Genomic DNA, 14,690 nt, shown 5'->3' with positions numbered 1-14,690 from the left:
GGGCCGCCCCCAGGTGAAGGGGGCGGCCCACCGCCGTTTCGCATGCCGCCAGGTCAGGCGCTCTCGCCGCCCAGGTGGTGCACGCGCACCATGTTGGTGGTGCCGGGGACGCCGGGGGGCGAACCGGCGGTGATCAGCATGGTGTCGCCCGCGTTGTAGCGGTGCAGCTTCAGCAGCTCGGAATCCACCAGGTCCACCATCGCGTCGGTGTTGTCCACGTGCGGGACGACGAAGGACTCCACGCCCCAGCTCAGCGTGAGCTGGTTGCGGGTGGCGGCGTCGGTGGTGAAGGCCAGGATCGGCTGGCAGGCGCGGTAGCGCGACAGCCGGCGGGCGGTGTCACCGGACTTGGTGAAGGCGATCAGTGCCTTGCCGTCCAGGAAGTCGGCCATCTCGCAGGCCGCGCGGGCCACCGAACCGCCCTGCGTACGCGGCTTCTTGCCGGGCACCAGCGGCTGCAGGCCCTTGGACAGCAGCTCCTCCTCGGCCGCCTCGACGATCTTCGACATCGTCTTGACGGTCTCGATCGGGTAGGCGCCGACCGAGGACTCCGCGGAGAGCATGACCGCGTCGGCGCCGTCGAGGATGGCGTTGGCGACGTCGGACGCCTCGGCGCGGGTCGGCCGGGAGTTGGTGATCATCGACTCCATCATCTGGGTCGCGACGATCACCGGCTTGGCGTTCCGGCGGCACATCTCCACCAGGCGCTTCTGCACCATCGGGACCTTCTCCAGCGGGTACTCCACCGCCAGGTCGCCGCGGGCCACCATGACCGCGTCGAAGGCCATCACGACCTCCTGCATGTTGGCCACCGCCTGCGGCTTCTCGACCTTGGCGATGACCGGGACCCGGCGGCCCACCTCGTCCATGACGCGGTGCACGTCCTGGACGTCCTTGGCGTCCCGGACGAAGGACAGCGCGACCATGTCGCAGCCCAGGCGCAGGGCGAACTTGAGGTCCTCGATGTCCTTCTCGGACAGCGCGGGGACGTTCACCGCGGCGCCGGGCAGGTTGATGCCCTTGTGGTCGGAGATGACCCCGCCCTCGATGACGATGGTGCGCACCCGCGGGCCGTCGACCTCGACGACCTGGAGCGCGACATTGCCGTCGTTGATCAGGACCGGGTCGCCCTTGGAGACATCGCCCGGCAGGCCCTTGTAGGTCGTACCGCAGATGGTCTTGTCGCCCGGGACGTCCTCGGTGGTGATGACGAACTCGTCACCGCGGACCAGCTCGACGGGTCCGTCGGCGAAGGTCTCCAGACGGATCTTGGGGCCCTGGAGGTCGGCCAGTACACCGATGGCGCGGCCGGTCTCCTCGGCGGCCTTGCGCAGGCGGTGGTACCGCTCCTCGTGCTCCGAGTGGGTCCCGTGGCTCATGTTGAAACGGGCCACGTTCATACCGGCTTCGATCAGCGTCTTCAGCTGGTCGAAGGAGTCGACGGCGGGGCCCAGGGTGCAGACGATTTTGGAACGGCGCATGGGCTGAATCCTATCGGTTTGTTTAGGAGCGGAATATTCCACCTGGTGGAAGCCCCAGCGACTAGGCGTTGACCAGGGCGTATGTCTGCTGAGCGATCTCAAGTTCCTCGTCGGTGGGCACGACGGCGACCGCCACCCGGGCGTATTCGGGCGAGATCAGCCGCGGCTCGTCGCCCCGTACGGCGTTCAGCGAGGCGTCCACGGCCATGCCCAGCTCCTCCAGGCCGGCGATCGCGGCCGCCCGCACCGGGGCGGCGTTCTCGCCGACACCGGCGGTGAACGCCAGCGCGTCGACCCGGCCGAGCACCGCGTAGTAGGCGCCGATGTACTTCTTCAGCCGGTGGATGTAGATGTCGAAGGCGAGCTGCGCCTGCGCTGCGTCCTCTCCGCCTGCGTCGATCCGGCGGCGGATCTCGCGCATGTCGTTGTCGCCGCACAGCCCGACGAGACCGCTCTTCTTGTTGAGCAGCACATCGACCTCGTCCTCGTCCATCCCCGCCACCCGCCTGAGGTGGAAGGTCACCGCGGGGTCGATGTCGCCGGAGCGGGTGCCCATGACCAGGCCCTCCAGCGGCGTCAGGCCCATGGACGTGTCGACGCACCGGCCGCCCTGGACGGCGGACGCGGAGGCGCCGTTGCCCAGGTGCAGCACGATGACATTGACGTCCTCGGGGGCCTTGCCCAGCAGTTCGGCGGTCTTGCGCGAGACATAGGCGTGCGAGGTGCCGTGGAAGCCGTAGCGGCGGATGCGGTGCGCGTCGGCGGTCGCCACATCGATCGCGTAGCGGGCCGCGTACTCCGGCATCGTGGTGTGGAACGCGGTGTCGAAGACCGCGACCTGCGGCAGGTCGGGGCGGAGCGCCCGGGCGGTCTTGATGCCGGTGATGTTCGCCGGGTTGTGCAGCGGGGCCACCGGCACCAGCCGCTCGATCTCCTTGAGCACCGCCTCGTCGATCACGGTCGGCGCGGAGAACTTCAGTCCGCCGTGCACCACGCGGTGGCCTATCGCGGCCAGTTCCGGGGAGTCGAGGCCGAGGCCGTCCGCGGCCAGCTCCGCGGCGACGGCCTTCAGCGCGGCGGTGTGGTCGGCGATCGTGCCCTCGGTCTCGCGCTTGGCGCCGCCGGTGGCCAGCGGGGTGTGGGCCAGGCGCGAGGTCTCCTCACCGATCCGCTCGACCAGGCCGACGGCCAGGCGACGGCCCGCGGCGGAGCCGCTGATCGACTCCGTGCTCATGTCGAGCAGCTGGTACTTCACCGACGAGGAGCCGGAGTTGAGGACGAGGACGCGGGTGGCAGTGGCAGTCATGAGGGGCTTTCCGATGGGGAGGGGTGTTTCGGGGCGGGGCTCAGGCGGTGTGTCCGGCGCCGGGCTGGGCGCCCTGCGCCTGGATGGCGGTGATGGCCACGGTGTTGACGATGTCCTGGACCAGGGCGCCGCGCGAGAGGTCGTTGACCGGCTTGCGCAGGCCCTGCAGGACCGGGCCGACCGCGACCGCGCCGGCCGAGCGCTGCACGGCCTTGTAGGTGTTGTTGCCGGTGTTGAGGTCCGGGAAGATCAGCACGGTGGCCTTGCCGGCCACATCGGAGTCGGGGAGCTTGGTCCGCGCGACCGCCGCGTCCACTGCCGCGTCGTACTGGATCGGGCCCTCGACCAGCAGATCCGGGCGCAGCTCACGCACGATCCCGGTGGCCTTGCGGACCTTGTCGACCTCCGCGCCGGAGCCGGAGGTGCCGGTGGAGTACGACAGCATCGCGATCCGCGGCTCGACGCCGAACTGGGCGGCGGTGGCGGCCGACTGGATGGCGATGTCGGCGAGCTGCTCGGCGTTCGGGTCCGGGTTGACGGCGCAGTCGCCGTAGACCAGGACGCGGTCGGCCAGGCACATGAAGAAGACCGACGACACGATCTGGGCGTTCGGCTTGGTCTTGATGATCTCGAAGGCCGGCCGGATGGTGGCGGCCGTGGAGTGCACCGCGCCCGAGACCATGCCGTCGGCGAGGCCCTCCTGCACCATCAGGGTCCCGAAGTACGAGACCTCCGCGACCACGTCGTAGGCCAGTTCGTACGAGACGCCCTTGTAGGCGCGCAGCTTCGCGTACAGCTCGGCGAAGCGCTCGCGCAGTTCGGAGGTCTGCGGGTCGATGATCTGGGCGTCCGCCAGGTCGATGGCCAGGTCGGCGGCGCGCTTGCGGATCGACTCCTCCTCGCCGAGCAGGGTCAGATCGCAGACGTCGCGGCGCAGCAGCACATCGGCGGCGCGCAGGACGCGTTCCTCGGAGCCCTCCGGGAGGACGACGCGGCGGCGGCCGGAGCGGGAGCGCTCGATCAGCTCGTGCTCGAACATCATCGGGGTGACGCGCGGCGAGCGGGCGACCGAGATCCGGTCCGTCAGCTCCGCGGTGTCCACATGCCGCTCGAAGAGGCCCAGCGCGGTCTCCGCCTTGCGCGGCGAGGCGGCGTTGAGCTTGCCCTCGATGGCGAACAGCTCGGCGGCGGTGGGGAACGAGCCGCCGGGTACGGAGACGACCGGGGTGCCGGGGGCGAGGCGGGCGGCCAGCGCCATGATGTCGGGGCCCGGCCGCTCGTCGAGGGTGAGCAGCACACCGGCGATCGGCGGGGCGCCGGCGCTGTGCGCGGCGAGCGAGCCGATGACCAGGTCGGCGCGGTCCCCGGGGGTCACCACGAGGCAGCCGGGGGTCAGAGCCTGGAGGAAGGTCGGCAGCATGGCGCCGCCGAAGACGAAGTCCCGCGCGTCCCGGGCCAGGCCGGAGTTGTCGCCCAGCAGCACCTCCGCGCCGAGGGTGTGCACGATCTGCCCGACGGTCGGCGCGGAGAGCGAGCCGTCCTCGGGGAGCGCGTAGCAGGGCACCGGGAAACGGGCGGCGAGCCGCTCGGCGACGGCCTCGCGCAGCTCGGGTGCGACCCGGTTGACGACCATGGCGACGACGTCGCAGCCCAGTGACTGGAAGGCGCGGTAGGCGTTGCGGGCCTCGGCGCGTACGGACTCGGCCTCCTGCCCCTGACCGCCGATGACGGCGATCAGGGAGGCGCCGAATTCATTGGCGAGCCGGGCGTTGAGGCTCAGCTCGTCCGGGAGGCTGGTGTCGGCGTAGTCCGAGCCGAGGACCAGGACGTACTCGTAGTCCTTGGCCACGGCGTGGAAGCGCTCGACGAGCCGGGAGACCAGCTCGTCGGTGCCGCGCTCGGCCTGGAGGGCGGCGGCCTGGCTGTAGCCGAGGCCGTATACGGTGTCGGCGGACTGGGTGAGCCGGTAGCGGGAGCGCAGCAGGTCGAAGAGCCGGTCCGGTCCGTCGTCGTGCATCAGCGGGCGGAAGACCCCCACCCGGTCGACATGGCGGGTCAGGAGCTCCATGACTCCCAGCTCGATGACCTGGCGGCCGTCGCCGCGGTCGATCCCGGTCACGTACACGCTGCGCGTCACGCGTGCTCTCCGATCCGTCTCGTCGCTCTTCGTTCCGCTCTCACCAGGGCAAATTACCCGTTATCGTCGGCTTGCCCCCCTTGACAATACCTGCGTGGGTGGCTAAGCCGCTCTCCCAGTTTCCCCTGAGCGGCCGGTGACGGGGACAGTGGGGTGCCCGCCGGGTGAAGGCGGCGCCCTCCGGACCGTGAAACAATCGGACCGGCTCTCACGAACCGACCGCGAGCACAGGAGACACAGCACGATGCGTATCGGAGTCCTCACCGCAGGCGGCGACTGCCCCGGACTGAATGCTGTGATCCGGTCCGTCGTCCACCGCGCCCTCACCGGCCACGACGATGAGGTGATCGGCTTCGAGGACGGCTTCAAGGGCCTGCTCGACGGACGCTTCCGCAAGCTCGACCTCGAAGGGGTCAGCGGCATCCTCGCTCGCGGCGGCACCATCCTCGGCTCGTCCCGGCTGGAGCGCGCCCGGCTCCGCGAGGCCTGCGAGAACGCCAAGGGCCTCTCCAAGGACTACGGGATCGATGTGCTGATCCCGATCGGCGGCGAGGGCACGCTCACCGCCGCCCGGATGCTGTCGGACGCCGGGATGCCCGTCGTCGGCGTCCCGAAGACCATCGACAACGACATCTCCTCCACCGACCGCACCTTCGGCTTCGACACCGCCGTCGGCGTCGCGACGGATGCCATCGACCGGCTCAAGACCACCGCGGAGTCGCATCAGCGCGTCATGGTCGTCGAGGTCATGGGACGGCATGCGGGCTGGATCGCGCTGGAGTCCGGGATGGCCGGCGGCGCGCACGGCATCTGCCTGCCGGAGCGCGATTTCGATGTGAACGACCTGGTCAAGATGGTCGAGGAGCGGTTCGCCCGGGGCAAGAAGTTCGCCGTGGTCTGTGTCGCGGAGGGTGCCCACCCGGCCCCCGGCACCATGGACTACAAGAAGGGCGCCATCGACCCGTACGGCCATGAGCGGTTCTCCGGCATCGGCAACGCGCTCGCCCGCGAACTGGAGAAGCGCCTGGGCAAGGAGGCCCGGCCGGTCATCCTCGGGCACGTCCAGCGCGGCGGCACCCCCACCGCCTACGACCGGGTGCTCGCCACCCGCTTCGGCTGGCACGCCGTCGAGGCAGCGCACCGCGGCGACTTCGGCAGGATGACCGCCCTGCGCGGCACGGACATCACGATGGTGCCGCTGGCCGAGGCCGTCACCGAGCTCAAGACGGTGCCCGCGACCCGGATGGACGAGGCGGAGTCGGTCTTCTGAACCGGGGCCTTCCTTCGGAGCCGGGGTCTTCGGTGCTGAACCCGGGTCTTCGGTACTGGACCGGGACCCTCGGCGCCGAACCGGGTTTTTCGGTATAGAACCCGGGGCTTCGATACGGACTGGTGTCAACGGCGGTGCGCCGGCTCTCGGTTGAGGGCCGGCGCACCGCCGTTCGCCGTACGGGGCGGTGCCCGCTACGGGGCCGGGTGATGGGTCCCGCCGGATACGGGGCACCGCGTACGCGTCACTGCGCGCCTACGGCCTCCAGCATGTTCAGCCGGGCGGCGCGGCGGGCCGGCCACAGCGCCGCCAGCACCCCCACGACCAGCGCGATCAGCAGGAACAGCCCGAGCCGGCCCCAGGGCAGCACCATCTCGTACGTGGGGAACGACGAGCCCACCATGCTGCCGCCGGCCCAGGCCAGGAAGATGCCCACGCCGATGCCGAGGACCGCGCCGAACAGCGAGATGACCACCGACTCCAGCCGGACCATCTGCTTGATGCCGCTGCGGGCCAGTCCTATCGCCCGCAGCATCCCTATCTCCCGGGTCCGCTCGAACACCGACATCGCCAGGGTGTTGACCACGCCGACCACCGCGATGATGACGGCCATGCCCAGCAGCCCGTAAACCATGTTCACCACGGTGTCGATCTGTCCGGCGTTCTCCTTGCGCAGGTCGTCGTGGTTCTGGATCTTCAGCAGCGGGCTGTCGCCGAGGGCGTGCCGGATCTCCTTGACCAGGGCCTCGGAGCCGCCGTCGGTGGCCTTGACCAGCAGCTCGTCGTTTTTGACCTGCTCCAGATGCGGGGTGACCAGTGCCATATCGGCGAAGGCGTCACCGATCGTCGTGTTGTCGGCGTAGACGGCGGCTATCTTCAGCTTCTCCTTCTGCTTGTCGAAGAACTCGGCGTTCACGGTGTCGCCGACCTGCCAGCCGTGCTCCTTCGCCCCGGACTCCGATACGGCCATCCCGCCGGGCGCCCGGACGGCTTCCAACGAGCCCTTCCTGAAGGTGAGTTGAGCGACCTCGCCGATCTGGGAGAGGTCGGTGCCCCGGACGTAGCCGTAGCCGCCGTCGCCGCCCTGGCCGGTGCCGGAGCCGCCGTCGACGGTGAAGCCCGCACCGCGGAACGGGACCGTCGCCTCGACGCCCGGGACCTTCGCCACCTTCTCGGACAGGTCGGGGTCCAGCCCGACGTACGTCGAGGTCTCGATCTTGTAGTCGGCCGTCAGGCCGGTGGCCGCCATCTTGTCCATGCCGACCTGCGCGGAGTTCCCGACGACGGTCATGCCGGTGATCAGGGTGAGGCCGATCATCAGCGCGGACGCGGTCGCGGCGGTGCGGCGCGGATTGCGCAGCGCGTTCTCCTTGGCCAGCTTGCCGCCGACGCCGAACAGCCGGGTGGTGACCGCACCGGCCAGCGCGACCAGCGGACGGGACAGCAGCGGGGCGAGGATGATCACGCCGGTCAGCGTCAGCGCCGAGCCCAGCATCGCGATCGGCAGATCGTCACCGGACGCCAGCGTGGAGACCCACAGCATCACGGCCACACCGAGGCCGGTGATCACCGCGCCGATGGTGTTGCGGAGCACCAGGCTGCGCATCGCGGGCGGCGCCTCGACGGTGCTGAGCGCCTCCACCGGCGCGATCTTCGCCGCCTTGCGGGACGGCAGCCATGCGGCCAGTACGGTCACCACGACGCCGACGCCCAGTGCGGAGAGCACCGTGGTCGGGCTGATGATGACCGGCCCGTCCGGGAAGCCCGCGCCATTGGCGTTGAGCACCGCACGCAGGCCCACCGCGATACCGGTGCCCAGCGCGAAGCCTGCGACGGACGAGATCAGCCCCAGCAGCCCCGCCTCGGCCAGCACCGAGCGCACCACCTGCCGGCGCGAGGCACCGACCGCGCGCAGCAGCGCGATCTCGCGGCTGCGCTGGGATATCAGCATGGTGAAGGTGTTGGCGATGATGAAGACGCCGACGAACAGGGCGATTGCGGCGAAGGTCAGCAGGGTCTTGCTCAGCGCGCTGTTCTGCTGGGCGATCATCCGGGTCTGTTCGGCGGCGAGTTCACTGCCGCTGGTCGCCTCGGCGCGGCCCTTGGGCAGCAGTTCGCGGACCTTCATGGTCAGCGCCTGCTGGTCGGCGCCGGGCGTGGCGGTCACGACCAGCTCGTCGAACTGGCCGGGGTGCAGATACAGCTTCTGCGCGGTGGCGGTGTCGAACAGCGCCAGGCTGCCGCCCGCGGTCACCTGCGGGTCGTCTGTGGCGACGATGCCGACCAGCTTCTTCTTCAGCACCGGACCGTCGGTGGCGAACCGCACGGTGTCGCCGATCTTGTAGCCGGCGGCCTTCGCGGTGCTCTCGGCGAGTGCCATCTCGTTCTCGGCCGCCGGGCCGCGTCCCTGGGCCAGCGGGTAGCGGCTGTCCTGGCCGTCCTTGCCCGGCTGGTAGTTGACGGCGCGGTTCTGCCAGCCGTTGCCGATCGGCTGGTCGTCCTTCCCGGCGAGCGTCGCCGAGCCGGTGACGTCGGACCGGACGGACCGGACGCCCGGCAGCTCGCGGATGCGGTCCGCCAGCGACTGGTCGAGCGCGGTGGCCCGCTTGCCGTCCTTCTCCTCCGTGCCAGGGGCATCGGGGTCGGAGATGGCCTGGACGGAGACGGCCACATCCTTGAGGCTCTTGGCGGAGGCGTTCTTCACGGCCTCGCCGACGGTGTCGCTGAAGATCAGGGTGCCGGCGACGAAGGCGACGCCGAGCAGGACCGCGAGTGCGGTCATCATCAGCCGGGCTTTGTGCGCAAGGACATTGCGCAGGGCGGTACGCAGCATGGTGGTGGTGTCAGTCCTGGGGTGCGGTTGCTCTGGATACGGGAGGTCGGCGGGCGGCCGGGTGCGGCGCCGTGGGTGGCTGGGCGTACCGCGTCGGGCGGCCGGGTGCGGCGCCGTGGGGGGCCGGGCGTACCGCGTCGGGCGGCCGGGTGCGGCGCCGTGGGGGGCCGGGCGTACCGCGCCGGGTGCGCCGGGCCGCGCCGGTGTCAGCTCGTACGGCCCTTGGCGTCGAACAGCCGCATCCGGTCCAGCACGGCGTCGGCGGTCGGCTCGTGGAGCTCCTCTACTATCCGGCCGTCCGCGAGGAACACCACCCGGTCCGCATAGCCGGCCGCGACCGGGTCGTGAGTGACCATCACCACCGTCTGGTTCATGGCCCGCACCGACTCCCGCAGAAAGCCCAGCACTTCGGCGCCGGAACGGGAGTCGAGGTTGCCGGTCGGCTCGTCCGCGAAGATGATCTCCGGCTGGGCGGCCAGCGCACGGGCGACGGCGACCCGCTGCTGCTGGCCGCCGGAGAGCTGTGCGGGCCGGTGCGCGAGCCGCCCGGTCAGGCCGACGGTTTCGATGACGGAGTCGAGCCACTGCCGGTCGGGCCGGCGGCCGGCGATGGCCATCGGCAGGGTGATGTTCTCCAGCGCGGTGAGCGTCGGCAGCAGATTGAACGCCTGGAAGATAAAGCCGATCTTGTCGCGGCGCAGTCGCGTCAGCTGCTTGTCGCCCAGTGACGCCAGCTCGACGTCGCCGATCCGCGCCGAGCCGCTGGAGATCGCGTCCAGACCGGCCATGCAGTGCATGAGCGTGGACTTGCCGGACCCGGACGGGCCCATGATGGCCGTGAACCGGCCCTTGCCGAACTCCACGGAGACGGAGTCCAGCGCGACCACGCGGGTCTCGCCCTGGCCGTAGACCTTGCTCAGATCCGTCGCGCGGGCGGCGACGGCCGCGGTGGCACGGGCGGGGGCGGAGGGATGGGGAGAACCGGGGAAACCGGGAAAGGCGGCCGCGTGGGACACGGAGGACTCCTGAAGTGGGGACGGACGATCTGCTGGAATTCGATGTCCCAATTCTCGAATGCGCAGGTCAGCCCAGCCGTCAGTCCGAGGGTTGGAATGTCGGGTCAGCCAGCGGTCCGACAGCACCCCCTGCCGTCATACCGTGGGGGGACGCCCGTCAGACCTACGACCGACGGGAACCCGGCCGGACCCCGCGCCCGCCGCCGTCCGCACCCTCGCTCACCGCGGCCGCCGTCCTCATCCCGACAGCCCGGTCCGCTCCCAGAACCTCTCCACGATGCCGTCGAGGAACGCGCGCCCCGCCCTGCGGGACTCCTCGGCGCTGCCGCCCTCGCCCCAGTTGAGCGACGCCGCCATCGTGTCGTGGTACTCGCGGTGCAGCTCCTCCAGCACGTCCTGGATCTGCTCCTTGGGCAGCGGTACGACCTTGCCGACCGGCCGCACGTACCCCTGCCAGCGGGTGCTGGCGGCGCTGGTCAGCATCTCGGTCAGCTTCGCTTCCTGACCGGTGAACCGGACCAGCGCGGGCAGCGGCAGATCGAGCACCTCGGAGAGGGCCGCGGCCTGCCGGTCGTTGCCGCGCCATACTCCGCCGGCCTCCAGCGCGTCGTACGCGGCCTGGTCCATGCCGATCCGCAGCGCCAGTTCGTCCGCCGCCAGGCCGGCCGCCAGGCGGTATTCGCGCAGTGTGCCGGGAGCGGTGATGAGCTCGCCGGGCGCGCACCACAGGGCCCCGGCCAGCGCGGTCAGCTCGGCTTCGGTCGGGGAGGTCTCGCCCAGCTCCCAGGACGCCACCGTCGCGGGCGCCACCCGGATGCCGTAGGCGGCCCCGATCCCGTAGGCGACATGGGCAGGGGTCATGCCGAGGGCCTCGCGGAGCCGGCGGGCGGCCTCGGCGTCGAAAGGGGGCCTGCGGGGCTCCCCGGCATGCGTGTTCACCGGCACACGGTAAGTGACGAGGTGGCAGCGCACCTATCGTGCATATGCCCAAGGCTGAATGTCGTAGGAAGCTCCATACCGTCCGGTTTTCCCGGTCTCCGCGCGTCGATTTCCCGCCACCGGCCTGTCCTGAACCGGCCCCTCAGCCCTTCACCGCGCCCCCGAGCGCGAACCCGCCGCCGAGGCGCCTGGAGACAAGGATGTAGAGAAGGATCACCGGTGTCGAGTAGAGCAGGGAAAATGCCGCGAGTTCGCCGAAGGCGATGGCTCCGTAATTGCCGAAGAACGTGAAGATGGTGACGGACGCGGGCAGTTGCTCCGGGGAGAGCAGCAGCATGAAGGGGACGAAGAAGTTCCCCCACATCATGATGAAGGTGTAGATCGTCACGACGGTGAGCCCGGGCCCCATCAGCGGCAGGATGACCCGCCACAGGGTCTGCAGCCAGGAGGCGCCGTCCGTCCACGCCGCCTCCTCCAGAGCCTTCGGCACGCCGTCCATGAAGTTCTTCATCAGCCAGATGGCGAACGGGAGTTGGGCGGCGGCCAGGAACAGCGCGGTGCCGTACCTGGTGTCGATCAGGTTGACCTGCACGAACAGTCCGTAGACCGGGACCATCACCGCGGTGATCGGCAGGCAGGTCGCGAACAGAATGGTCAGCAGGTACGGGCGGCTGAAGCGGGCGCGGAAACGGGAGAGCGGATAGGCGGCCGGCGCCGCGCAGACCACCGTGATCAGCGTGGCGCCGCCGCACAGCAGCAGACTGTTGAGCATCGGCGTGAAGGTGATCTCGTCGGTCAGCACCGCCGAGAAGTTGTCCAGGCCGGGGGACGCGGGCAGCCGCACCCGCAGTGTCGCCTCCGTGTCCAGCGACGACAGCACCAGCCAGGCCAGCGGGACCGCGAACGCCACCGCGGTGAGCAGCAGCCCCGCGTCGGCGGCGATCCGATGGCGGTACCCCCTTCTCGGAGCTTGTCGGAGAGCTCGGGGGAGGCCGGGCCGGGTCAGGAGGGACCGGGCCGACCTGGCCGGGCGCGCCATCACACCTCCTCGCGCATCAGACGCAGACAGACCGCCGAGAACAGCGCGCCCACGACGAGCAGCAGCAGCGCCACCGCCGTGCCGTAGCCGATCAGGGACTTCATGAACGCCTGGTCGTACATGAAAACCGGCAGCGTCTGGCTGCGGCTCCCGGGGCCGCCGCGCGTCATCGCCCAGATCAGCCCGAAGACGGAGAGCGTCTGGAGGGTGTTGAGCATCAGATTGGTGCCGATGGAGCGGCGGATCATCGGCAGCGTGATGTACCACAGCCGCCGGAGCCCGCCCGCGCCGTCGACCTCCGCCGACTCCGTGACCTCCTGGGGGACCTCGGAGAGCGCCGCGGAGTAGACGAGCATCGAGAAGGCGGTGCCACGCCAGACGTTGGCGAACGACACGGCAACGATGGGGAGGGTGAACAGCCAGTTCTGGGTGGGAAGGTGAAGCCATTCCAGGACGGCGTTGAGGGTGCCGCGGCGTTCGAAGAAGGAATAGAGGAGGAAGCCCGCGACGATCTCCGGGATCACCCAGGCGGTGATCACCACCGCGCCGGTGACCGCGCGCACGGGCCGTGAGGCGCGCCGCATCAGGCCTGCCAGCGCGAGCCCCAGGGTGTTCTGGCCGACGAGCGAGGAGAGCACGGTGAACACCAGGGTCAGTACGACCGCGTTGCGGAAACCGGCGTCCCCGAAGGCGTGCCGGAAGTTGGCCAGGCCCACGAAGGACGCCGATTCCTGGCCGGTCAGCTGGGTGTCGGTGAAGGCGATGACGACGCAGTAGCCGATGGGCCCGGCGAGGAAGAGCAGCAGAACGACCGTGGCCGGCGCGAGCGGGGACCAGCGCAGCAGGCTCCTGGTCATGGCTTGGCGACGACCTGACCGGCCACGAGGGACGTCAGCCGCGCGTCGTAGTCCTTGGCGGCCTGCTCCGGTGACGAGTCGTCGGCGGTGACCGCCTCCATGGCCTCACCGATGGCCGAGGCCACCTTGGGATAGGCGGGCAGCGCGGGCCGGTACCGGCTGATCTTGACAAGGCTTGTGAAGAAGCCGATGCCCGGCACCGACGTCAGATAGCGCGGATCGTCGGCGACGTCCTTGCGGACGGCGATGTGTGCGCCTCGTACGCACCATTCGAGGGCGTTCTGTTTCGTCTGGAGGGTCTCGATCAACTTCCATGCCAGTTCGGGGTGTTGGGCCTTCCGCGGCACCGACCACGTCCAGCCGCCGGCCAGGCTGACCTTGCCCGGCGGAGCGCCGTGCTGGGTCGGGAACGGCGCCTGGCCGAGCGTCGTCGACCACTCGGGCCAGGGACGCCCGCCGCCGGTCTTCTGCCACTGCTGGCCCAGCCACGAACCGTCGAGGTCGATGGCGAGCTTCTCCTCGGGCAGCAGCTCGGTCGCGACCAGGGGCTGGATGTTGGGGCTGAGGGCGTCGGACAGGTCCGGCCCGAGCTTCTCCTTGTAGACGGTGTCGATGAACCTCAGGCTGTCCTTGAAGCCCTTGCTGCCGGTGACCCATTTCTTCGTGTCCGGGTCGTAGAGCTGGTTCTTGCCGGTGCCGTACAGCAGCATCTCGAAGCCCTGCATGACGGCGGCCTCGCCCGCGCCCTTGCCGGTGAAGACGTTCAGCGGGATGACGCCGGGGACCTTCCGCTTGATCGTCCGGGCCGTGTCGAGCACCTCGTCCCAGGTCCGGGGCCGCCAGTCGGTGGCCAGCCCGGCCCGCTTGAAGATCTTCTTGTTGAACCACAGACCCCGGGTGTCCGTGCCGTCCGGAACGCCGTACGTCTTGCCGTCCTGCCCCTTGGCCGCGCCCTTCGCGGTCGCCTCGAACTGTCCCCAGTCGTCCCACTTCTCGATATACGGGTCCAGGGGGCGCAGCAGCCCCGCCTCGATGTCGGAGCTGATGAGGAAGGTGTCCTCGTAGACCACGTCCGGGGCGGTCTTCGGGGAGCGCATCATCTGCTGGATCTTGGTGTAGTAGTCGTTCTCCGAAGCCTGGATCGGGACGAGCTTGACCTTCTTGCCGGGGTTGGCCTTCTCGAACCGCCGCGCCACCAGCTCGATGTAGTCGTCCCGGACCGTGACCTTGCTGTTGGTGTCCTTGATGAAGGCGACCTTGACGGTGTTCCGGTCGCTCCCGGGCCCGCCGCCGCAGGCGGTGAGCGTGCCCGCGGCCAGCACGGCGGCGGTGAGCAGAAGCAGTGGAGCGGTGGGGCGCACGGCACGACCTCCAACTGACCACGGGCAATCCACCACGGCAGGCTGCCCGCTGAAAGTAGGTCACCGCTCACAAAGGGGTCAATGGCCCGACCACCGGTAGCGCAATTCCGGACGGCCGACCGGGCCGCTCGGCGTACGGCTGGAGCGCGGCCGTCGGATGCGGCGAGCGGGCCGCCACCACCGCGGGCGAATCGGCGACGGCGGTGGCCGCCGCGGTCGCCCGCCGCCGGGCGGTGTCTCCTCCGCCTGCCGACCCGCGCTGAGACAGGCGAAGACGGCACAGCCCACGACAGCCACCGTCACCAGCACGACCTGCATCGCGAAGAGTTGGCCGGCGAGGCTGCGGAGGCCGCGCAGCCTCCGGGGAGGCCGGGGACGGGGGAGTCGCATGTGCAACAGTCTGCACGGCCGCTTTTGCGTGAACGAAATGAACGCAAGGATGACGCACGCC

General features: G+C 70.1%; 10 protein-coding genes and 1 pseudogene. 1 reads left to right on the top strand and 10 read right to left on the bottom strand.

The window, feature by feature from the left end; genetic code table 11:
• Positions 1–53 precede the first annotated feature (53 nt).
• The 3 genes from pyk to pta all read right to left on the bottom strand — a co-directional run bounded on the left by pyk (position 54) and on the right by pta (position 4,924).
• A complete protein-coding gene (gene pyk, locus K9S39_RS15270; RefSeq protein ID WP_248863886.1) occupies positions 54–1,481 on the bottom strand; it encodes a pyruvate kinase in 1,428 nt (475 codons plus the stop codon).
• Between the two features lie 61 nt (positions 1,482–1,542).
• Complete coding sequence (locus K9S39_RS15265) at positions 1,543–2,787, bottom strand: acetate kinase (RefSeq protein ID WP_248863885.1); 1,245 nt, start codon at positions 2,785–2,787, stop codon at positions 1,543–1,545.
• Positions 2,788–2,827: 40 nt separating this feature from the next.
• Entirely contained in the window at positions 2,828–4,924 is a 2,097-nt protein-coding gene (gene pta, locus K9S39_RS15260) for a phosphate acetyltransferase (RefSeq protein WP_248863884.1), read from the bottom strand.
• Between the two features lie 244 nt (positions 4,925–5,168).
• On the opposite strand from pta, the gene K9S39_RS15255 reads away from it, so the two are divergent.
• On the top strand, positions 5,169–6,194 hold the full coding sequence (locus tag K9S39_RS15255) for an ATP-dependent 6-phosphofructokinase (protein ID WP_248863883.1): 1,026 nt from the start codon (positions 5,169–5,171) through the stop codon (positions 6,192–6,194).
• Positions 6,195–6,438: 244 nt separating this feature from the next.
• Here K9S39_RS15255 and K9S39_RS15250 read toward each other — a convergent pair whose 3' ends face one another.
• The 7 genes and pseudogenes from K9S39_RS15250 to K9S39_RS15220 all read right to left on the bottom strand — a co-directional run.
• Entirely contained in the window at positions 6,439–9,027 is a 2,589-nt protein-coding gene (locus tag K9S39_RS15250) for an ABC transporter permease (protein ID WP_248863882.1), read from the bottom strand.
• A 206-nt stretch (positions 9,028–9,233) separates the two neighbouring features.
• A complete protein-coding gene (locus K9S39_RS15245) occupies positions 9,234–10,043 on the bottom strand; it encodes an ABC transporter ATP-binding protein (protein ID WP_248863881.1) in 810 nt (269 codons plus the stop codon).
• Positions 10,044–10,280: 237 nt separating this feature from the next.
• Positions 10,281–10,988 carry a helix-turn-helix domain-containing protein gene (locus K9S39_RS15240; protein ID WP_248863880.1) on the bottom strand — a complete coding sequence of 236 codons (708 nt, stop codon included), beginning with the start codon at positions 10,986–10,988 and terminating at the stop codon, positions 10,281–10,283.
• Positions 10,989–11,124: 136 nt separating this feature from the next.
• Positions 11,125–12,021, bottom strand: a complete 897-nt coding sequence (locus tag K9S39_RS15235; protein ID WP_248863879.1) for a carbohydrate ABC transporter permease — start codon at positions 12,019–12,021, stop codon at positions 11,125–11,127.
• Positions 12,021–12,878, bottom strand: coding sequence for a carbohydrate ABC transporter permease (locus tag K9S39_RS15230; protein ID WP_248863878.1), 858 nt, complete (start codon positions 12,876–12,878; stop codon positions 12,021–12,023). The genes K9S39_RS15235 and K9S39_RS15230 overlap by 1 nt, the downstream gene beginning before the upstream one ends.
• Positions 12,875–14,239 carry an ABC transporter substrate-binding protein gene (locus K9S39_RS15225; RefSeq protein ID WP_248863877.1) on the bottom strand — a complete coding sequence of 455 codons (1,365 nt, stop codon included), beginning with the start codon at positions 14,237–14,239 and terminating at the stop codon, positions 12,875–12,877. Before K9S39_RS15225 ends, K9S39_RS15230 begins: the two co-directional genes overlap by 4 nt.
• A gap of 88 nt (positions 14,240–14,327) precedes the next feature.
• Positions 14,328–14,629: pseudogene (locus K9S39_RS15220) on the bottom strand (histidine kinase); the annotation flags it as partial.
• Positions 14,630–14,690: the final 61 nt, after the last annotated feature.

This window comes from Streptomyces halobius (genome assembly GCF_023277745.1).
Taxonomy (GTDB): Bacteria; Actinomycetota; Actinomycetes; order Streptomycetales; family Streptomycetaceae; genus Streptomyces; species Streptomyces halobius.
The sequence above is the reverse complement of the archived record's forward strand: the minus strand, read 5'-3'. Positions and strand labels throughout refer to the sequence as shown.